The organism is Peteryoungia desertarenae, from assembly GCF_005860795.2.
GTDB classification, from domain to species: domain Bacteria; phylum Pseudomonadota; class Alphaproteobacteria; order Rhizobiales; family Rhizobiaceae; genus Allorhizobium; species Allorhizobium desertarenae.
In genome coordinates, this window is record NZ_CP058350.1 from 199,290 (window position 1) to 218,730 (window position 19,441).

The 19,441-nt window shown below is 56.9% G+C and carries 26 protein-coding genes; 16 read left to right on the plus strand and 10 right to left on the minus strand.

Translation table 11 applies throughout. From position 1 onward, the window contains the following. Window positions 1-4: 4 nt before the first annotated feature. Together exbB and FE840_RS00910 are read right to left on the minus strand one after the other, a co-directional pair. On the minus strand, window positions 5-1,195 hold the full coding sequence (gene exbB, locus FE840_RS00905; protein WP_246318817.1) for a tonB-system energizer ExbB: 1,191 nt from the start codon (window positions 1,193-1,195) through the stop codon (window positions 5-7). A 164-nt stretch (window positions 1,196-1,359) separates the two neighbouring features. After that, a complete protein-coding gene (locus FE840_RS00910) occupies window positions 1,360-2,283 on the minus strand; it encodes a 1-phosphofructokinase family hexose kinase (protein ID WP_138288874.1) in 924 nt (307 codons plus the stop codon). A 219-nt stretch (window positions 2,284-2,502) separates the two neighbouring features. Here FE840_RS00910 and FE840_RS00915 point away from each other — a divergent pair, with 219 nt between their 5' ends. Beyond that, window positions 2,503-3,123: a riboflavin synthase subunit alpha gene (locus FE840_RS00915; protein WP_138288873.1), complete on the plus strand. Its 621-nt coding sequence runs from the start codon at window positions 2,503-2,505 to the stop codon at window positions 3,121-3,123. On the opposite strand, the gene FE840_RS00920 is transcribed toward FE840_RS00915, so the two are convergent. Then, the gene (locus FE840_RS00920; protein WP_138288872.1) at window positions 3,117-3,512 is read right to left on the minus strand and encodes a response regulator; all 396 of its coding nucleotides are present in this window, start codon (window positions 3,510-3,512) and stop codon (window positions 3,117-3,119) included. The two genes, FE840_RS00915 and FE840_RS00920, sit on opposite strands and share 7 nt — an antisense overlap. A gap of 209 nt (window positions 3,513-3,721) precedes the next feature. Here FE840_RS00920 and FE840_RS00925 point away from each other — a divergent pair, with 209 nt between their 5' ends. Beyond that, window positions 3,722-4,108: a hypothetical protein gene (locus FE840_RS00925; RefSeq protein ID WP_138288871.1), complete on the plus strand. Its 387-nt coding sequence runs from the start codon at window positions 3,722-3,724 to the stop codon at window positions 4,106-4,108. A gap of 72 nt (window positions 4,109-4,180) precedes the next feature. Here the strand turns inward: FE840_RS00925 and FE840_RS00930 are convergent, their stop codons facing one another. Beyond that, window positions 4,181-4,960 (minus strand): SDR family oxidoreductase, encoded by a 780-nt coding sequence (locus FE840_RS00930; RefSeq protein WP_138288917.1) that lies wholly within the window; start codon window positions 4,958-4,960, stop codon window positions 4,181-4,183. A gap of 20 nt (window positions 4,961-4,980) precedes the next feature. After that, a complete protein-coding gene (locus FE840_RS00935; protein ID WP_138288870.1) occupies window positions 4,981-5,169 on the minus strand; it encodes a DUF3008 family protein in 189 nt (62 codons plus the stop codon). A 134-nt stretch (window positions 5,170-5,303) separates the two neighbouring features. Between FE840_RS00935 and glgX the strand changes: the two genes are divergently transcribed. Continuing rightward, a complete protein-coding gene (glgX, locus tag FE840_RS00940; protein ID WP_425502152.1) occupies window positions 5,304-7,412 on the plus strand; it encodes a glycogen debranching protein GlgX in 2,109 nt (702 codons plus the stop codon). Here glgX and FE840_RS00945 read toward each other — a convergent pair. Both FE840_RS00945 and FE840_RS00950 read right to left on the minus strand, forming a co-directional pair. After that, entirely contained in the window at window positions 7,409-8,419 is a 1,011-nt protein-coding gene (locus FE840_RS00945) for a diguanylate cyclase (RefSeq protein ID WP_138288869.1), read from the minus strand. The genes glgX and FE840_RS00945 overlap by 4 nt on opposite strands. A gap of 232 nt (window positions 8,420-8,651) precedes the next feature. Beyond that, complete coding sequence (locus FE840_RS00950) at window positions 8,652-9,839, minus strand: acyl-CoA dehydrogenase (protein ID WP_138288868.1); 1,188 nt, start codon at window positions 9,837-9,839, stop codon at window positions 8,652-8,654. 97 nt (window positions 9,840-9,936) lie between these two features. Between FE840_RS00950 and FE840_RS00955 the strand changes: the two genes are divergently transcribed. The 3 genes from FE840_RS00955 to FE840_RS00965 all read left to right on the plus strand — a co-directional run bounded on the left by FE840_RS00955 (window position 9,937) and on the right by FE840_RS00965 (window position 11,867). Next, on the plus strand, window positions 9,937-10,869 hold the full coding sequence (locus FE840_RS00955) for a LysR family transcriptional regulator (RefSeq protein ID WP_138288867.1): 933 nt from the start codon (window positions 9,937-9,939) through the stop codon (window positions 10,867-10,869). Window positions 10,870-10,983: 114 nt separating this feature from the next. Beyond that, entirely contained in the window at window positions 10,984-11,340 is a 357-nt protein-coding gene (locus FE840_RS00960; protein WP_246318876.1) for a hypothetical protein, read from the plus strand. 68 nt (window positions 11,341-11,408) lie between these two features. Continuing rightward, complete coding sequence (locus tag FE840_RS00965; protein ID WP_138288865.1) at window positions 11,409-11,867, plus strand: OsmC family protein; 459 nt, start codon at window positions 11,409-11,411, stop codon at window positions 11,865-11,867. Here the strand turns inward: FE840_RS00965 and FE840_RS21095 are convergent. Next, window positions 11,806-12,552: a DUF1810 domain-containing protein gene (locus tag FE840_RS21095; protein ID WP_343058625.1), complete on the minus strand. Its 747-nt coding sequence runs from the start codon at window positions 12,550-12,552 to the stop codon at window positions 11,806-11,808. The two genes, FE840_RS00965 and FE840_RS21095, sit on opposite strands and share 62 nt — an antisense overlap. A 74-nt stretch (window positions 12,553-12,626) precedes the next feature. On the opposite strand from FE840_RS21095, the gene FE840_RS00975 reads away from it, so the two are divergent. After that, complete coding sequence (locus tag FE840_RS00975; RefSeq protein ID WP_138288864.1) at window positions 12,627-13,712, plus strand: DUF475 domain-containing protein; 1,086 nt, start codon at window positions 12,627-12,629, stop codon at window positions 13,710-13,712. A 73-nt stretch (window positions 13,713-13,785) separates the two neighbouring features. Here the strand turns inward: FE840_RS00975 and FE840_RS00980 are convergent, their stop codons facing one another. Then, window positions 13,786-13,956, minus strand: a complete 171-nt coding sequence (locus FE840_RS00980; RefSeq protein WP_171033788.1) for a hypothetical protein — start codon at window positions 13,954-13,956, stop codon at window positions 13,786-13,788. A 152-nt stretch (window positions 13,957-14,108) separates the two neighbouring features. Here FE840_RS00980 and FE840_RS00985 point away from each other — a divergent pair, with 152 nt between their 5' ends. The 8 genes from FE840_RS00985 to FE840_RS01020 all read left to right on the plus strand — a co-directional run bounded on the left by FE840_RS00985 (window position 14,109) and on the right by FE840_RS01020 (window position 17,779). Beyond that, a complete protein-coding gene (locus FE840_RS00985; protein ID WP_171033787.1) occupies window positions 14,109-14,264 on the plus strand; it encodes a hypothetical protein in 156 nt (51 codons plus the stop codon). A gap of 18 nt (window positions 14,265-14,282) precedes the next feature. Further along, window positions 14,283-14,465 carry a hypothetical protein gene (locus FE840_RS00990; protein WP_138288863.1) on the plus strand — a complete coding sequence of 61 codons (183 nt, stop codon included), beginning with the start codon at window positions 14,283-14,285 and terminating at the stop codon, window positions 14,463-14,465. A 9-nt stretch (window positions 14,466-14,474) separates the two neighbouring features. Continuing rightward, window positions 14,475-14,666 carry a hypothetical protein gene (locus tag FE840_RS00995; protein WP_138288862.1) on the plus strand — a complete coding sequence of 64 codons (192 nt, stop codon included), beginning with the start codon at window positions 14,475-14,477 and terminating at the stop codon, window positions 14,664-14,666. A 15-nt stretch (window positions 14,667-14,681) separates the two neighbouring features. Next, a complete protein-coding gene (locus tag FE840_RS01000) occupies window positions 14,682-14,966 on the plus strand; it encodes a hypothetical protein (protein ID WP_138288861.1) in 285 nt (94 codons plus the stop codon). Between the two features lie 75 nt (window positions 14,967-15,041). Further along, window positions 15,042-15,674, plus strand: coding sequence for an exopolysaccharide biosynthesis protein (locus FE840_RS01005; RefSeq protein ID WP_246318818.1), 633 nt, complete (start codon window positions 15,042-15,044; stop codon window positions 15,672-15,674). Between the two features lie 54 nt (window positions 15,675-15,728). Next, window positions 15,729-16,277: a sigma-70 family RNA polymerase sigma factor gene (locus FE840_RS01010; RefSeq protein ID WP_138288859.1), complete on the plus strand. Its 549-nt coding sequence runs from the start codon at window positions 15,729-15,731 to the stop codon at window positions 16,275-16,277. After that, window positions 16,264-17,037 carry an anti-sigma factor family protein gene (locus FE840_RS01015; RefSeq protein WP_138288858.1) on the plus strand — a complete coding sequence of 258 codons (774 nt, stop codon included), beginning with the start codon at window positions 16,264-16,266 and terminating at the stop codon, window positions 17,035-17,037. Before FE840_RS01010 ends, FE840_RS01015 begins: the two co-directional genes overlap by 14 nt. Before the next feature lie 22 nt (window positions 17,038-17,059). Beyond that, window positions 17,060-17,779, plus strand: coding sequence for a Bax inhibitor-1/YccA family protein (locus tag FE840_RS01020; protein ID WP_138288857.1), 720 nt, complete (start codon window positions 17,060-17,062; stop codon window positions 17,777-17,779). A gap of 88 nt (window positions 17,780-17,867) precedes the next feature. Here the strand turns inward: FE840_RS01020 and rhaI are convergent, their stop codons facing one another. Continuing rightward, window positions 17,868-19,160, minus strand: a complete 1,293-nt coding sequence (rhaI, locus tag FE840_RS01025) for an L-rhamnose catabolism isomerase (protein WP_138288856.1) — start codon at window positions 19,158-19,160, stop codon at window positions 17,868-17,870. Between the two features lie 77 nt (window positions 19,161-19,237). Here rhaI and FE840_RS01030 point away from each other — a divergent pair, with 77 nt between their 5' ends. Then, complete coding sequence (locus tag FE840_RS01030) at window positions 19,238-19,396, plus strand: YqaE/Pmp3 family membrane protein (protein WP_138288855.1); 159 nt, start codon at window positions 19,238-19,240, stop codon at window positions 19,394-19,396. Window positions 19,397-19,441: the final 45 nt, after the last annotated feature.

The following is a 19,441-nucleotide window of genomic DNA, read 5'->3' on the forward strand; positions in this document are numbered from 1 at the left end:
GTCTTTACTCCGCAGCAACAGGAGCAGTGTCACGCTGATGACGTTGCCCATTCTTGCGGAAATCGAGATCGCGACTGACAAGCCGTTCGATGCCGGCGCCCGCATCGGCAATCAACTGGCGATAGCCGGTCACGGAACGCGCAAACTGATTGTAGAAGATGACGGCTGGAATAGCGGCCACAAGGCCAATCGCGGTGGCAAGCAAAGCTTCCGCGATACCTGGCGCAACAACGGCAAGGTTGGTTGTCTGTGTTTCGGCGATGCCGATGAAGGAATTCATGATGCCCCAAACCGTACCGAACAGGCCGACAAAAGGCGCAGTCGAGCCAATGCTGGCCAAGACGCCCGTGCCCTTCGACATGTTGCGACCGGCAGCGGCCTCGATGCGACCGAGGGCTGAGGCAACACGTTCCTTGACACCGCTGCCGCCAGCCTGATCGATGGCGGCATCCGACATCGTCACTTCACGCTTCGCGGCGCGAACCATGGTGGCGACGACACCACCACGTTGGCCGAGCTGATCCATGACCTCATCCAGCGTCCGGGCCTTCACGACAGCACGCAGACCACGCTTTGCCCTGCCCCGCGCGCCAAAAAGATGCAGGGACTTGGCAAGCCAAACGGTCCAGGTCAGCACCGAGGCGACGGCAAGCGAGATCATGACCGCCTTCACCACCCAGTCAGCAGCCATATACATGCCATAGGGGGAAAGATCGTGTATGCCATGGGCCGCAGATGCAGCCGATGCGGTGTCTTCAGGAGCGGCGCCGGCCTCAACGTTCGCGGCGCGAACAGCCGTCTCATCGGCGGATACAGGCGCTACCCCAGTTGAAACCGGACCAGCAGTTGCCGTGCCCGAAGCAGCAGGGTCCTCAACTCCGGCACTCGGTTGAGCCACGGGATCAGCACTCTGTTGACCGATCAGTCTCTGTGTAGCCGCTGGTGCAGCAACGACAGGAGATGCAGAAGCCGCAGCAGGCGATACGGATGCGGGTGCGCCTACCACCGGCGCGGCGTCTACGCTGTTCGCTCCCTGAGGTCTTGCAAGATCCGGCGAGACTAGAGTGGTAGAGGCATCGGGAGCAGACGTTGCCGGACCCGTATTCTCCTGCGCCTGACTTGCGCCAGCAAAAATCAGGATCAGGGAGAGGAATCCAAACAAGCGAATGGAACGTCCCATGGATGTGAGCAACACTGACGGCTCCTTGGGTGAGGACTGTCGGAATAGACCCCGGCGAAGGAGGTCTTGGTTGTAGTCCCACCCCATAATAAACATGAGTATTCAAGACAAGTAATTATCGTCACCAAAGCGCGAAAATAAGAAAAATTAACTCATGTTTGATGGAGCCTGCAGCGATGTCAGGCCTCAGCCGCGCGGTACAGGTCAAGCACATCCTGTCGGCGGCAAAGCTCCGTCCCCGCAGTCATGACTGCAGCCGCGCCTGCTGCCATTCCAAAGCGGAAAGCCTCCTCAATTCCTTGGCCGGCGGCCAGCGACCAAGTCATACCGGCAACAAAGCTGTCTCCGGCGCCAACGGCAGACTGCACCGCAACGGGGATGGCCGGAGCGCGAATGATCCGATCCTCGGACACCAGGATTGCGCCGTCTCCTCCAAGGGACACCGCGATGTGTCTCGCACTGCCGCGGCGGACAATCTCCTGGGCCGCAGGGCCAACACTGTCATGGTCAAGCTTGAACCCAAGGCATGCCTCAATCTCGCCAAGGCTCGGTTTGACCAGGAAGACCTGCCCGCGATCAAGCGTCATCGTGAGCGCAGCGCCCGAGGTATCAAGGATCAGCTTCGATCCCGTCTCTCGGGCAATCTCGGCAATCTTTACATAGGTGTCATTGGCAACACCGCGCGGCAGGCTCCCGCTGGCAACGATGTATTGCGCCTGCGCGTCCCTGATAATCTCGAAAACAGGAGCAAGTTCCTCGTCAGTGACCAGCGGCCCCTCAGGAACAAAACGGTACTCCAGATTTGTCGAGGTTTCATGCACCGCATAGGCAATCCGGACGGGATCATGGATCGGCACCGGTCTGGCATCAATTGCCAGCGGCTTCAGCATGGCCTCCAGCAATTGACCGGTCGCTCCACCGGACAGGAACACCAGTTCGCTGCGCCCACCGAGCTCCGAAATGACGCGTGAGACATTGACGCCGCCGCCACCGGGGAACTGCTGCTGATTGTGTGTCCGTGTCTTGTGGGTATGACGGACCGTCTCTGCATCGCTGGAAATGTCGATGGCAGGATTGAGTGCGATGGTAAGGATCTTTGACATGCTGGGACACTAGGAATGGGAGGTGACGGAATGACGACAAGGCGGAATGGAAGATATAGAATGCGCAACTTCGTCAGGGCAACTGCGCAGAGTTTCGAACCGCCACATGGATATGCTGTTCCTTTGGAGCGGGAATGCTAAACACTGTGGACTTCAGATGACCATTGGTTTTGACAGGATGACGACTATCTAAGGCGTGTCGTTCACAAGGAAGCATGTATGTATACCGGAATTGTTCAGGCCATCGCACCCGTTCTGAAGACCATCCGCCATGATGGCTACACCGAATTTCACATCGACTTTCCCGAACGCCTGCTCACCGACCTGCAAATTGGCGGCAGCGTGGCTGTTGAGGGCGTTTGCCTGTCGGCCACCTCGATCGCAGGAACGACCGTGACCTTTGATGCCATGGATGCGACGCTGGAGCGAACCAATCTCGGCTCCGTGAAGGAAGGCGATGTCGTCAATATCGAGCGATCCGCAAAGCCGAACGATGAGAATGGCGGCCATGCAATCGCCGGTCACATTGCGACGACGGCGGAACTGGTTGATGCAAAATTTGAGATGCCGGGCGCTCACATTACCTTCCGCCTTCCGGAAGAATGGGCGAAATATGTATTCAAGCGCGGCTATCTTGCAGTCAACGGCGCAAGTCTGACTGTGGCCGAGGCAGAGAATGACACATTTGTCATCAATCTGATCCCCGAGACACTGCGCCAGACGACTTTTCCGCGTTACAAGCCGGGCGACCGGCTGAACATCGAGGTCGACCACCAGACCATGGTAATGGTCGATGTCGTCGAGCGTACCCTCGAACGGCTGATGAGCCGCAATCAGTGACGTGAACGCAGCTTTGTCCAGGGCCGATCACACATGAGAGACGCCAGCACCTTCACGTAATCGGCCGGTTTTGGCGCGCAGAGTTCCTGCGGAATCCCATTGGCTTCGATCTCTTTCAGTGGCGACCCGGATACGATCCGGAAGGGAATTCCAAGACGACGCAACTGCCGAACGACCGGGGTCACATCGCCATCGCGTACGTTGAAATCGAGGATGGCAGCCGAGATATGCTCGTTCTCGAGAATGTCGAGCGCATCCCTGACCGTTTCGGCCGTGATGACGTTCACACCGGCCCCGGCAACGGCGTCGGCGGCGTCCATGGAAATGAAGACATCGTCCTCAACGATGAGGATCGTATCGATGGCCAGTGGGTGCTTTGCTGCTCGCATGGCTGATCTCCTTTGACCCCAGAACGTATGCGCAGCACATTTGTTCAGATTTCAGTAAAATACTAAATATGATGGTAAACAGGGGCTTAACACAGATTTTGTCCGATCTGCCCCAGTTGTATCGGTGAGACTTCCGAAGCCACTTGCTGGAACTGAGAACCGGCACCGAGCGTTTCTCAACTGAAACAGCAAAGTCAGGAGCAAGAAAAATGCAGCTCATCGGGACGAAGGTTTTAAACGGTAACCATGAAAAAGAGGGTCGAGGCAAAGGCGTGACCGTCGTCTTCAGCGGCGACGGAGGTGAGACAGTAACGGTGGAAATGGCCGAGACGGAAGACAGCTCCCTGACACAGGAGAATGCCGTCCAGAAGGCCAGGGTTGTTTTGCTTCAGCTGGCTGCATTTGATCTGTCCGAGGCTTCCGGAAATGAGCGGAATGCAGGCGATGATGTCTCGCCCGCCGTCCAGAGCGTCAGACAGGAACGTGCCGATAAGAACCAAAGGGGCGGCAGCGCTCTCGAAGAAGGCATTGAAGACAGCTTTCCAGCGAGCGATCCCGTGTCGGCCGCCTACACTTCGACCCCAGGCTCGACCTGAGCGAGGTTCAGTCTGATGCAAAAAGGGCTGGCGCCGACCGTCATCGGCGCAAGCCTTGGCTTATGAGGGGGCCTATCTAAGAAGGCTCTGCCCGCCATCAATCCAGATCGGGCTGCCCGTCACATGACGCGCCAAATCCGACACCAGGAAACCGATCACATCAGCAACCTCGTCAGCAGTACCCGATTCTCCTCCGGTCAACGGTATGTCGCCATTCGGCCACTCCACGGAAACGCCGCTTTCATCAGCCTTGCGAATATCGGTATTGTCCCCGATTTCCGTATCGATGGCACCGGGACAGACAGCATTGATCCGAATGCGGTGGCGGCCAAGCTCAAGCGCCAGCTGCTGCACCATGGCGACTTGCGCGGCCTTCGTGGCGGAATAGGCCGTCGCGCCCGGCGAGGAGAATGTGCGGGTGCCGTTGATGGATGCAACCACCACAATCGAACCGCCATTCTTCTTGAGTTGGGGCACCGTGTGGTGAAGCGTGAGATAGGTCCCACGAAGATTGACCGAGACCGTCTTGTCAAACTCTTCAGGCTTCAGATCATCAATCGGCGCCCAGGTCCCGTTAATGCCGGCATTCGCCACAACGATATCGAGCGCCCCTCGAGCAGAAATCAGATCGTTGACAGCTGACCGGACATCCTGATCCTCGCCGACGTCACCCAGCAAAACCCGACCGCGACCGCCACATTCCTTTAGCGCATGTAGCGTTTCCTCAAGCTCATCCTCAGTCCGGCTCAACAGCCCGACAAATGCACCGTCTTTTGCCAGGCGCAACGCGGTCGCCCGCCCAATGCCGGAGCCGGCGCCGGTTACCAGAGCCGTCTTGCCTTCAAGGTTCATTGTCACTTGTTCATCCCTTATCACTTGTGCGATACGTGCGCGGGTTTGCCTTTACGGCTCGTGGAGGCCATCTCTTCCAACTCCTTCTCCGACATGCTTTCCACCATGCTCCGGGAGGCTCCCTTAAGGTCGCTCTTCTTCGTATCTCCCCGTTTCGCTGAAAGAGCGGCACCGGCCGCCTTCTGCTGTGCTTTCGATTTTGCGGGCATTGCTCGGTATCCTGGCCTGATGATTGGTATGACCTGAAAACTTGTGGGATACCGAAGGGTTCCACCTCAGCACTGTCTCGCCAGCCGGTTGCTTCATCGCCTGCATCGGGAACAATCAGGGAGGATGGGAATTGATGGTGGTCACGCTGAATACGGGGGAACGCATGGACGCCAGCAGCAAGCAGTGGTCGGTCGAGGCCGGCGAATGGCAACGCCTTGGAGCCATCTACAACGGAGAAGGCACCAACTTCGCTCTCTTTTCAGCCCATGCGGACAGGGTCGAGCTCTGCCTCTACGACGACAGCGGCGAGACAGAAATCACCCGCGTTGAGCTTCGGGAATACACCAATGAGGTCTGGCACGCATACCTGCCGGAGGTGAAACCCGGTATGCTTTATGGTTATCGGGTCCATGGCCCACATGATCCCGTCAATGGCCATCGCTTCAACGCGAACAAGCTGCTGCTCGACCCGTATGCTCGGGAGATCGTTGGCGGAATAAACTGGAGCAAAGCGCATTTTGGTTACGATCTCGACGCAGCGGACAAGGATCTTTCCTTCAGCACGATCGACAGCGGCCCCTTTATGCCGAAATGTCGGATAATCGACCCGGCAGCGAGCATTGAGCCAAAGGTGTTCAATCGTATCCCTTGGGCAGACGCGATTGTCTACGAAACCCATGTGAAGGGTTTCACGCAACTGAATCCGGCAATTCCCGCCGAGCTGCGCGGCACATTTGACGGCCTTGGACACAAGGCTGCTGTTGATTACATCCGCAGCCTCGGCATCACCTCTGTCGAACTGATGCCAGTTCATTCGTTCCCCGACGACGGGCATCTTCGCGAAAAGGGGCTTGCCAATTACTGGGGCTATAACACCCTAGGCTTCTTCTCGCCGGCCAGTCGCTATTATGGGCCGAAAGGCTTGGCAGGTTTCCGGGAAATGGTCCGCGCCTTTCACGATGCCGGGATCGAGGTGATCCTTGACGTGGTTTATAACCACACTGCGGAAGGAAATGAGCTCGGTCCGACGCTTTCCTTCAAGGGCATCGACAATTTCTCCTACTACCGCACTCTGCCGGACAATCACCGCTACTACATCAATGACACGGGCACCGGAAACACGATCAATACATCCCATCCCCGCGTCCTGCAGATGATCATGGATTCCCTCCGCTACTGGGCGGAAGAGATGCATGTAGATGGCTTTCGCTTCGATCTCGGCACCATCCTGGGGCGCGAACCGGGCGGCTTCGATCAGCGGGGAGGCTTCTTCGATGCAGTGGCACAGGATCCGGTACTCTCACGGGTCAAGCTGATCGGTGAGCCCTGGGACATTGGCCCAGGCGGTTACCAGGTTGGCGGCTTTCCGCCTGGTTGGGCGGAATGGAATGACAAATATCGCGACTCTACGCGCGAATACTGGCTCAATGGCGAGAATTCCGCGCCGGACTTCGCGGCCCGCCTGCTCGGCTCCGGAGACATCTATGACCAGAGGGGCCGCCGCCCCTGGGCCAGCGTGAACTTCGTGACGGCCCACGACGGTTACACACTGAACGACCTCGTCTCCTATGATCAGAAGCACAACGAGGCGAATGGTGAAGACAACAACGATGGCCACAATCACAATCTAAGTCACAACTATGGCGCTGAGGGGCCGACCGACAATACCGACATCATTGAGCTACGCGAACGCCAGAAGCGGAATTTTCTCGCCACGCTCTTTTTCTCTCACGGTACTCCCATGCTTTTGGGCGGAGATGAATTTGGCCGTTCTCAGTTGGGCAATAACAACAGCTACTGCCAGGACAACGAACTGAGTTGGCTTCATTGGGAAGGCCTGCCTCAGTCCTGCGAAGATTTGCGGGACTTCACCAGGCGTCTGATCGCACTCCGCAAGGCACAACCTCTGCTACGTCGCTCCGATTGGCGAGATGGGCTCATCATCGATTGGTTCAATGTAAAGGGCGGCCATCAGCGCCCGGAACACTGGCTTGATGGCAATCCGCTAGCCCTCAGGCTCTTGCGTCCGGACTTGCGTGACGCACCAGAGGAATGGACAGAGGTGCTCATGCTGTTCAATCCTCAAGCCGAGGCAATCAACTTTCGGACACCGAAGACGGGTGGATCAAGATGGAGATTGGAAATCTCGACAGAGTCAGTCGATCGAAGTGGAGACATCATCGCTGAGGGCGAAGCGATCGCCATGCAGGGACGATCATTCACCCTCCTTCGGCGCGATTAGGTTTCCTTTTCCGGGACCAGAACTTCAAAATCATAGAACTGGCCACTGAGAAAAAGTCGACGTGCAGATATGATCACGGGAATGATCTCACCTCTGGCATTACGGATCTGTGCTTTCTTGCCACTATAGCCACCTTCAGAATCAAGCATTGCCAAGCGCTCCGCACGACCGTCATCGCTGTCGACAACGACGCCGGAGGAAACCATCTCACTACCCGCGAGCTCGTCCCAATTCTTGCCAATAAGTTCAAGATACTTACGGTTGACCCGGACATAGCGTGAGCGTTTCTCGCCGATGGTTGAAATCGAGAATGCAACAGGCGATAGATCGAAAATGGCCTCAATGATCGGATCGGCTTGGGTCGCGACCTCAAGAGCAGACGCCCTGGATTTCGGCACCTTGGAATCGGGATCAATCACGACTGGATCATAGTCAGCTGGCAAAGAATATTCATCCCTGACAATCGCTACGAGGCGCCAGAGATCAATCTCGACAAAAAGCCCACGATGAGCGTCCTTGACCTCGGCAATGCTGGCCGGCAGGGATTGGCGGATTCGTTCCAGACGATTTTTCTCGACAGCACTGTCGGATTCTTGAATCGCCTCACAGAACTTTTCGTCCGCGATTTCGAGTATCCGCGCATAGGCTTTGTCGAGTAGGGATCGTCGCTCCAGATTAACATCTTGAAGGGATTTGCTTCCATCCGCGATGGGCAGGCGCTCCAGCAGCTCACGAACCAACACTTCTTCAGGACAGTCATCCGTCAGCTTCGTTCCACGCGGAGCAAAACGCAACAGCCCCAGCATGGTACGCCCACCCAACGCATCAATATCGTACTCTAGCAATTCCCCTTGAGCACCGCGGGTACAGGCTTCAACACGCGCCACATCTCCAAGGTCACCAAGGTATACACTGACTTGGCAAACAGTGGGCGGGAAGTTCAGCCAAGAAAACTCCTCACGGAACTGGTCCAGGTCCGCATCGTTCAGAACATATATCGTATACATTCAGGTCCCCCATCACGAAGCGCCGTGAACCAATCCACTCGCTCGCCCTGCTTGGCATAACCGCCATGCCACCAGTGTATGGCAACAAATTAGGCAGAAAAACTAGGCAAGATCGAGAGGGAAAGACTGAATTGAGGAGACTGTTTTTGATGAATGCCGCAATAATGTAACAATTTGCCCCTGAAACCCGCAATAAGTGACGGGGCAAAATTACTCTGGTAGGCCCTTGCTGTTAGAAGAACGCCTGAATTCCAGTCTGTGCACGACCAAGAATCAGCGCATGCACATCATGGGTTCCTTCATATGTATTCACCGTTTCGAGGTTCTGCGCATGGCGCATAACGTGATACTCGATCTGAATACCATTTCCGCCGTGCATATCTCGGGCCATTCGGGCGACATCAAGCGCCTTGCCGCAATTGTTACGCTTGACGATGGAGATCATCTCTGGCGCAAACTGATGTTCATCCATCAGGCGCCCGACCCGCAATGATCCAAGCAGGCCCAGCGAAATCTCTGTCTGCATGTCAGCAAGCTTCTTCTGGAAAAGCTGCGTACCGGCAAGCGGTTTGCCGAACTGTTTGCGATCAAGGCCATATTGGCGCGCGCGGTGCCAGCAATCTTCGGCAGCGCCCAGAACGCCCCAGGCAATGCCATAGCGTGCGCGATTAAGGCAGCCAAAAGGACCTTTGAGACCCGATACATTCGGCAGCAGAGCGTCTTCTCCGACCTCGACACCATCCATCACGATTTCGCCCGTCACGGAGGCGCGCAGGGAAAGCTTGCCGCCGATCTTCGGTGCTGAAAGCCCCTTCATCCCCTTCTCAAGAATGAAGCCGCGGATGTCGCCACCATGCGCCTCGGACTTCGCCCAGACGACAAAGACATCTGCAATCGGCGAATTCGAGATCCACATCTTCGATCCGCGCAGCCGATAGCCGCCCTCGATCTTCTCCGCCCGGGTTTTCATGCCTCCGGGATCTGAGCCGGCATCAGGTTCAGTGAGGCCAAAGCAACCGATCAGCTCACCGGAAACGAGACCCGGCAGATACTTGTCCTTTTGCTCTTCGGAGCCGTAGGCATGGATCGGATAGATCACCAGGGACGACTGAACGCTCATCATCGAACGGTAACCGGAATCAACGCGCTCAACTTCACGCGCCACGAGACCGTAGGAGACATAACTTGCCCCGGCTGCTCCATACTTTTCCGGAAGAGTGACACCAAGAAGCCCGGCCTGCCCCATCATCCGGAACAATTCCGGCGCAACAGTCTCCTCAAGATAGGCTTCGCTGACACGCGGCATGAGTTCGCCTTGGGCAAAGTCGTGAGCTGCTTGCTGAATCATGCGTTCGTCTTCATTCAGCATGTCAGCCATCAGGAAAGGGTCGGACCAGGAGAAGGGGCGCATTTCGCTCATCAATCAATTCCTTTTCGATTTGACCCGCAGTTTGCTCATAACAAAACCAATTACAAGCCATGTTTACTCATGTGGCCATCAGGTCTATTCATAACGGATGCTCACTCATCAACGCCGCTTCCTGCCTTCCACCAGTGCACTCGCCGCCTTCGATTCCGTCGCGAAGCTTGGCAGCTTCTCGGCTGCGGCAAACGAACTGGCTCTGACACAAGGTGCCATTTCCCGACAGATCAGTCTGCTGGAAGACCAGCTGGGCGTGAAGCTTTTTGAGCGCACCAATCGCGGCGTCGAATTGACGGCGATCGGCCAAACCTATGCAAAGGGGATCGGCGATGCGCTGGCGACAATCCGTACGCTCTCGCTGGAGGCCATGGCAACCCGTGACGACACACACCTGCGTCTTGCAATACTGCCGACATTTGGCACCCGCTGGCTGATGCCGCGCATTCCCGATTTCCTAAAGCGCAACCCCGCTGTCATCATCGATTTCGCAACCCGTATAGGACAATTCGAGTTTGAGGGATCAGGGCTCGACGCTGCCATCCATATCGGCGAGCCGAACTGGCCCGGAACCGAATGTCAGTTCCTGATGCAGGAATTCGTCGTGCCCGTTTGCAGCCCGAGCTTCCTCGCAGAAAACCCGATCGCAAGCCCACAGGACCTGTTGAGCAAGCCGCTTTTCGACATGGCCTCCCGACCGAGGGCCTGGGAACACTGGTTTGATAGCCTCGACATAGCGGGCGGGCGCGGCGGCGGCATGCGCTTTGAACAATTCTCCAATGTCGTGCAGGCCTGCCTTGCAGGGCTCGGTATCGCCCTTGTCCCAACCTTCCTGATCGAGCCGGAACTGGAAAACGGCCAACTCGTTCGCGCCTGGAACCATGAAGTCAAAAGCTCCAGTGCCTACTATCTGGTCCGACCGCTCTCAAAGATGGCTTATGGCCCGGCCACTGCATTTTCTCATTGGATACTGGACCAGGCGCGTGAGTTCACAGGCCCGCGCCGGGACCAGGGTCCATCAAAGACATGATGATCCGCAGACGAGGATCACACGTATCTGAGCGCAATGTTCAAAACTCCATGGACGGGAGATCGAAGCATGCTCGAATATGTGAGGAAAACCTTATTGGCTCTGTTTGCAATCATGCTTTCAGTGCCGGCAGCACTGGCAACGGAACGCTTTACAGCCGATGACATCAAGTCGGATATCATCGGCAAGCGTATCTACCTCGCCACACCATTTGGCGGCGAATTTCCCTTGAACTACCGCCGAGACGGGAAAGTCGATGGATCGGGTGAAGCCTTGGGGTTGGGTCGTTTTGCCAAGCCAAACGACACAGGTCGCTGGTGGATCAATGGTGACAGGCTTTGCCAACAGTTCACGAGTTGGTATCGCGGCGCTGCCATGTGCTTCGAACTGCAACGCATTGATCAGACCCGGCTCAAATGGACCCGCGACAACGGCCAGACCGGCACTGCCCGCATCGGCAACAGCATCTGAATAACGCACTTGCTTGCGGCGTAGCGCAAAGTCTAGCCTCCAGGCGTTTGAGATGAGGGGGACAGCGCATGGCTGTTGGCAAGGATCGACCAATCGGAGCGGTGGCCACTCTCGGAGCGCGTGGCTACCCTCACATCCGATCGAGAACCGGCGGCGAGATTCGTATCGCCACGGGAGCGGAAGAAGCAGGCTTCAACCCCCTTGATTTGTTATTGGCCGCACTTGCATCCTGCCTTTCAATGAGCGTGCGGATAGCGGCCCGCGAACATGGCCAAAACTCCTACCTGACCGAAGTCACCGTGGATGTGACGGCTGAGAAGGATGCCGCCGACAAGAGCAGGCTCAGCGCCATATACGCGGATATAGTCGTAACCGGTGAGCTGTCTGCAGACATGCTTGACCACATTGTCCAAAGAGCGGACGACCTGTGTACGGTCAGCAACGCTCTGGCTATTCATCCAATAATCACGGTGCGGAATGAGTGTTTTCGAGAAGTCGAAGCGTCAATTGATCCTGATGACCGTTGAAGAAGCGCTCGAGCGCAAGACGGTAGAGATGATCGCCGCTACCGCCTTCAGCTGCATCGAATAATGTCATCGATGAGCGAAATTTCATGTCATCCGGCACCCCAAAGATCTCGCGCGCCGAGGACCCGTCAATTAACAGAACGGTTCTGGTGCATAATCGCAACCGCTCGCCAAGCACCGGATGCCGAAGATAGGCTTGGGCCTCCGTCAGGGAGCGAATCCCATAGAACTGAGCTGTCTGGGAGGTGCCCAGTCCGCGCATTTGCGGAAATATAAACCACATCCAGTGACTGGACTTTGTGCCGGCGAGAAGCTCCGACATGACGGCCGTGATGACGGCATCCTGTGGCGACAGGAAACGTTTCAAGTTGAAGGCGTCCATTAGTCTTCCTGCATTTGGCTTCCAGATTCCTAACGCCAAACCGGGCCAAAGGATGCGATTGGGGCAACAAATGAGGATGTGTCTTCGCGTTCCGTTGACAATCTGGCCGCCATTAGACGCGTCAACCTTGACCTTCGCCGAAGCTTTGGTAACAAGAATGTGTTCGAAACGGAGTTCAGCGGCCGTTGCGATCAAACCAGGTGCCGGGCCCCTCTGGCGAGAGTTCGCACGGCGCTCTCGCGATGTCGGTACCGCCAGCAAGAAGCCGGCGGATTCACGCAAATGACAATCCAGAACATCCATCAGGCGGATGCGTGCAGGGCGCACCGCACATCACCATGCGCAAGAGAATTTCCGCGTCTCAGGGAGGCAAGACAATGAGCCAGCCCGCTACCCTGGGAACCGACAAATCCTCCCTGACCTATTTCAGGTGGGCATTTATCGTCACGGCCATCGGCCTCATACTCGGCGCAGTCCTTGGCTGGCAGATCTCCGGCACCCTTGACGGAATGGCGACGGTGTTCTTCATCTGTGCCGTCCTTGCAGTATTGGAAATCTCGCTTTCCTTCGACAACGCGATCGTCAATGCCAACAAGCTCAAGGACATGACACCGGTCTGGCAGCAGCGGTTCCTGACCTGGGGCATATTGATTGCCGTTTTCGGCATGCGCATTTTCTTCCCGCTTCTCATCGTGGTCATAGCCGCTGGCATTGGGCCGATCGACGCGGTGCTACTCGCGGCACGTGAACCGGCAGAATATGCGCGGATCATGAATGATGCCCATCTTCCGATCGCGGCTTTCGGCGGCACCTTCCTGATGATGGTGGGGCTCACCTATTTCTTCGACCATGAGAAGGACATCCACTGGATCGAATGGCTCGAAAGCCATATGGCGCGATCGGCCTCCATCAAGGGGATCGAAATCGCCCTGGTGCTTCTGCTCATACTCCTGTTCTCAAACCTGCTTGAAGGCGAAGAGGCGACAACCTTCGTCTATTCGGCGATTTACGGTCTGCTCACCTTCCTCGCCGTTGAAGTCATAGGCGGCCTTCTTGATGCCTCCCAGAAAACACTGGCAGAGGCCGCAAAAGGTGGCCTTGGCGCTTTCATCTATCTTGAAGTCCTCGATGCCAGTTTCTCATTCGACGGCGTGATTGGTGCTTTCGCCCTCACCCAGAACCTCTTCATCATCGCGATTGGCCTCGGCATCGGCGCCATGTATGTCCGCTCCATGACGATCATGCTTGTAGAAAAAGGCACTCTGGCTGAGTATCGCTATCTTGAACATGGTGCCTTCTACGCAATCCTGATCCTTTCCGTGATCATGTATTGCCAGACGCTGGTCCACATTCCGGAAGTGATAACGGGGCTTGGGGGCGCTGCCCTGATCGGCGTATCGCTCTGGTCATCAATCCGGTTCAACCGGCTTGAGCTTGCACAGGAAAGCCGGCACGCGGACTAGACCGCAGCGCTTCACCTTGAGCAAAATGTAGCAGGGGCCGATCAAATCCGATCGGCCCCTGTTTTCTAACTGGTTAGTCGGGTCCGACGTCAGCCTCGCCTTTGCGCCGATCAGGCAGCGATCCCGTACCAGGGGTCTTTTCTTCATCCGTCAGGTGGTCCTTGGCATGCGGCCCCTCTGGCGGGATCTTTTCGGAAACTTCCTGCTTTTTCTCGATCTTCCGCCTTGTGTCCTCGTCCTGCATGGCGGGTCCTCCTTTGTTCGAGCTGCCTGAAACCGAACCTGCGGAGGCAAGACCATGTTCCGTCAAACACGGACGCCATCAATCGGCCTCAGCGGGGAACCGGTCAGGGCGGCAGACGTTCGAAGATCAGAGGATAACAAATGGAGGCACCGATGAAGACCGAACTGCATCGACTGCAGCCGGACCCGCCAGAAGGCGACCGAAAGACGATCGAACGCGAGCTTGAACGTCAGGAGCGTGCGGAGCAGGACAAAAACGCTCACGCACCGGAAAGCAAGAGCGCGGGCGCGCCACATCAGAATCGGTGAACACTGAGGAGAAGGCAGATGAACAGCCGACTACCACCCATCCCGGAAGAAAACCGAAGCCCCAAGGACATTGGCGACAAGGCCAAGGTCGATCCGACCGACCGTGAAGCACGTGGCGCTGAGGCCAATCCGGACAAGATCGGCCAGCAGGGCAACAGCAAGGTCAACACCACCCATCAGGGTTACCAGCAGGACAGATAGGAGGCATTGATGTCGACTTCATCCAAGAGCCCCGCCACCATCCGTCAAGGTGGCCCGGGTGCATCGCACGAGAATGCAAAAGAACCTTTGCACATCGAAAAGCCGCCACCGATCCCCGACGACAAGGACCATAGCCGTGTATCCGGTGGCGGCGGTGAACGGGACATTCATCACACACATGATCCGAAGCACAAGTCGTAGATCGAGGGCAAGTTGATGAATACTGCTAACCCGCAACTGGAGGGCCTTTACCTGGCCCTCTTTGCCCTCATCCGCCAGATGGTGGCAAAAGGCATGCTCTCGGAAGAAGACGTTGGTGCTGCCATGAATGATGCAAGACAACGTGCCGAACGGGATTTTGAAAGCTCGCCGATGTCCGATGCCAACCGGAAGGCGGTACTCTTTCCAATCGAGCTGCTGGCTCTGGCCGGAGCCATCGAAAAACCGGATGATGACGACACCTTTCGCGGCATGGCCCGGAGGATTGCCCGCGGGTCATAATCCTGTGAAGGTCATCTGCTTGTCTGTGGCTGGTGGCAACATACATAAGCGCCACATCAGTCTTGTGGAGCAGATGTGGACACCGAGGAAACTATCAAGCCCCGACCGGGTATGACCGCATCTTTGCGGCTGGAAGCGCTGGTCAAGCAGGCGAAATTGCAGGGATCGATGACAATCGACCAGCTGTTGTCCGCGATGGGCCGGACCAGCATCGCTTTCACCATCCTGATTCTCTCGCTCCCGGCCCTGACCCCTATCCCTGGGCCCTTCGGCATGGTGTTCGGCAGTTGCCTTGCGATTGTGTCGTTCCAGATCATGTTCGGGAACCGGAGGATATGGCTGCCTTCAATCCTTGGACGCCGTCACCTGTCTGCCAAGGTGATAGAAATCTTCGTGCGCTATACCGCACCGCTTGTCAGAAAGCTGGAATACATTCTGCAGCCAAGACGAATGAAACCGCTCACCGGTCGAATTGGTCATGCTTTGAGCGGTATCCCGGTTTTCATACTCGCCGTGGCTGTCGCCTTGCCCATTCCTTTTGGCAATTTCCTGCCGGTGGCAGCTTTGGTGCTGATTGCGCTTGGCCTCATGGAACGCGATGGCCTGGCACTCCTTGCAGGGATGTTGGTCGGCATAATCGCGATTTCTGTCTCAGGCGGATTGGTAGCCGGTGCCGTCGCTGCGTTAGGCTGGGCCATCAGTCCCTAGAAAAAATATTTGGATTGACCGGAATAAACCTTCGATGGCTTTCGTATACAGGTCATGAAGAAAGTCGCACCACCGCTCAACATCATCGGACAGCTCGCTGCGCTGCGACGCTACGCGATGTCACTGGTGCGTAACGCAGACGAAGCGGAAGACTTGGTCCATGACAGTCTGGTGCGTGCACTGGAACGGCAGTCGACATTCCAGCCAGAGCGCGGGGCACGCAACTGGCTCCTCTCCATCCTCCACAACACCCATATCGACCGGTTGCGAAAACTCAGATCGCAGGATCGTCGGGCAGAAGAAAGCCTTGACCTGCTGGAACACGTCGCCCCGGCAGACCAGGAACATTCCGTGCGCCTTGCGCAGGTCCGTAAGGCCTTCCTGACATTGCCCGAAGAACAGCGGGAGGCGCTGCACCTGGTGGCGATCGAGGAGCTTTCCTACCAGGAAGCTGCTGATGTTCTAGGCATCCCGATCGGGACACTTATGTCACGCATTTCTCGCGCCCGCGCACGCTTGCGCGCCCTCGAAGGCGACAGCGACGCCGGCAAAATCCCACATCTTCGTATCGTTGGAGGAGTTGCTCCCGATGACCAGTCATGATCCCGTGGTAGAGGCCGACCTCCACGCTTATGTCGACGACCAGCTCGATGTTGCCCGCCGCATCGAGGTCGAGGCCTATCTTTCGGAGCGACCCGATGTTGCCGCGAAGGTCATGGCCGATCTTCGCGTCCGCGATGAGCTTCGTCTTGCCCTCGCCGGCCTTCAAAGTGCCAATCGCATGGAAACGCGGGAAGCAGCCCGCCGGCTGGAACGTTCATTCCTTCGGCACCGCAGCCTTGATGTGTTTCGCCGTGCCGCGATGATTGCCATGTTCGTGGGCGCGGGCTGGATGGCCCATAGCGCCTTTGGACCTTTGGGCGTGTCCGAAGTTGTTGCGTCCGTCCCGGCTCCGGATTTCGTGCATGAGGCCGTCAAGGCCCATCAGACAGAGGCACTGCGTCGTCAGATGTCGTCGCAGATCCAGTCACCAACCTATGATCCGGCTGATATCCGCTCGGCCACCGCCATCGTGCTTCCAGAACTTCCGGGCGAATGGCGCGTCTCGGATGCACAGATTTTCCCTTCCGCCTTCGGACCGAGTGTCGAACTCGCCGTTGAGGCCGAGGAAGGTAACAGAATGTCCCTGTTTGCTGTCAGACCTGGCACCTTTGCGGTCCAGAATGTCCTGATGACACAACAAGGGAACACCAATGCAGCCTTCTGGCAGATCGGCGAAGTCGCCTATGCCCTGATCGCTGAAACCAATGATGCGGACGCGCTGGCAAACACAGCACGGAAGCTCGCCCGTACTCTGTACTAACATCCCAAGGAGGTAATTCAGGATGGATCCCATGCAGAACCGTTTTGGCTATAACAGCCAGGCACAGGCTGGTGCCCTTTATGACGAAGGTCTCCGCCAGCACATGCTGCGCGTCTACAACTATATGGGCGCAGGCCTGGTGGTCACCGGTCTGATCGCCTACTTCGTCGGCTCGACCCCGGCGCTCTACGTGCCGATCTTTTCGACGCCGCTGAAGTGGGTCGTGATGCTGGCACCGCTGGCTTTCGTCTTCTTCTTCTCGTTCCGCATCCAGACCATGTCGGCTTCGACCGCTCAGACCACATTCTGGGCCTTCTGCGCAGTCATGGGTCTGTCGCTCGCCTCGGTCTTCCTGGTCTTCACCGGAACCTCGATCGCACGTACCTTCTTCATTGCCGCCACCATGTTCGGCGCAACCAGCCTCTTTGGCTATGTCACCAAGCGTGACCTGTCGCAGTTCGGCTCGTTCCTGATCATGGGTCTGATCGGTGTGATCATCGCTTCGATCGTGAACATCTTCCTGGGCTCCAGCGCTCTGCAGTTCGCCATTTCGGTGATCGGTATCATCGTATTCGTCGGCCTGACCGCTTGGGACACCCAGAACATCAAGGAGCAGTATGCCGAAAACCACGATCAGGAGAGCCTCCAGAAGCTCGCTGTGTTCGGCGCCTTCTCGCTCTATCTGAACTTCGTCAACATGTTCCAGCTTCTGCTTGCCCTTACCGGCCAGCGCGAAGAATAAGCCTATAACAAGCGTCGGGAGAAACGACCAACAGCAAGGCCCCGGATGGCAGCATCCGGGGCCTTGTTGATATAAAGTTAGCCAAGGATCAGACGATACCGCCTGAGCCACCCTTCACTGCCGGTCGCTCATTCGCGACCTTCAGGCGGTAGCCACTGGCACGATAGGTGGCAACCGGATCAATCGCACCACCCGTCCGGCGTCGCGCTTCCGCAAGGATCGGTTCAACATCTGTCCGATAGGCCCGCTTGAGCGTTTCCGTTGCCATAAGCGCATCATTCCCGTCCTGGAAAGCGGAAAGTGCCGTGCGGTCCACCAGCAGAGCCTGAGCATAGGCCCGGCGGATCTCGTTTGCACTCGCCATCAGGCTCTCGATCGGGTCCGTCACATTGTGGCTCTGATCGATCATATGCGCGGGATGAAACCCTTCGACTCCGCGATGCTCCGCATCGACCAATTCGTTGAAGACGAGGAAGAGGCGATAGGGCTCGACCGAACCGGCATCCAGATCGTCATCACCATATTTGGAATCATTGAAGTGGAAGCCGCCGAGCTTGCCGAACTGGATCAGGCGCGCGACGATCATCTCGATATTGGTGTTTGGCGCATGATGCCCAAGGTCGACGAGGCAGTAGGCCTTGTCGCCGAGCGTCTGGGCGATCAGGTAATTCGTGCCCCAGTCCTGCACGACCGTCGAATAGAAGGCCGGCTCATACATCTTGTGTTCGGTAAACAGTCGCCAGTCCTCTGGCAGAGCCTTGTAGATGTCGCGCATCGCATCGAGATAACGCTCGAAACTCTTGGTGAAATTCACCTGTCCGGGGAAATTGGAGCCATCACCGATCCAGACCGTCAGAGCCTTGGATCCAAGCACCCGACCGATCTCGATGCATTCGATGTTATGATCGATCGCCTGCCGACGGGTTGCGGTGTCGACATGGCTGAGAGAGCCGTATTTGTAAGAATGGGCCTGATCGGCACCATCTGAAAACGTGTTGGAGTTCATGGCGTCAAAGCCAAGGCCAAGAACCTCGGCTTTGGCCTTCAACTCATTCGGATCGGCCTTATCCCAGGGAATATGCAGCGACACCGTCGGTGTTGCCCGTGTCAGTTGCTGGATTACGCCACAGTCATCCAACTTGTCGAAGATGTGGCGTGGCTCGCCCTGGCCGGGGAAGCGGGCAAAACGGGTGCCTCCCGTGCCGACGCCCCAGGATGGAACGGCGACAAAGAACTGGGCAACCTTGTCTGTGATGGCATCGATATCCATGCCACTGCGAGCAAGTTTTTCGCCAAGGGCCGAATAGTCACTCTTCAGCGCGGCCAGGCCCTTTGCGTTCTCCTCCGCAATAAAGTCAGCGGTTATCTTGATCTCCGGCATTCTTTCCTCCCACCTCACGCGAACGTTTTCGCCCGTTCAGCGTTTGATCTGAAACCATCCAGACAATTGGAGTCATCATGGACGTCTTACGTATTCTGCTTGCGATCCTCCTGCCGCCGGTCGGCGTTTTCCTTCAGGTGGGTATCGGCCTGCATTTCTGGCTGAATATCCTTCTCACACTTCTCGGCTATATTCCCGGCATCATTCACGCCATCTGGGTCATACTGAAGAAGTGAAAAAACCGCCGCGGCATTTGCGCCGCGGCCAGTAGGGGAGGACCT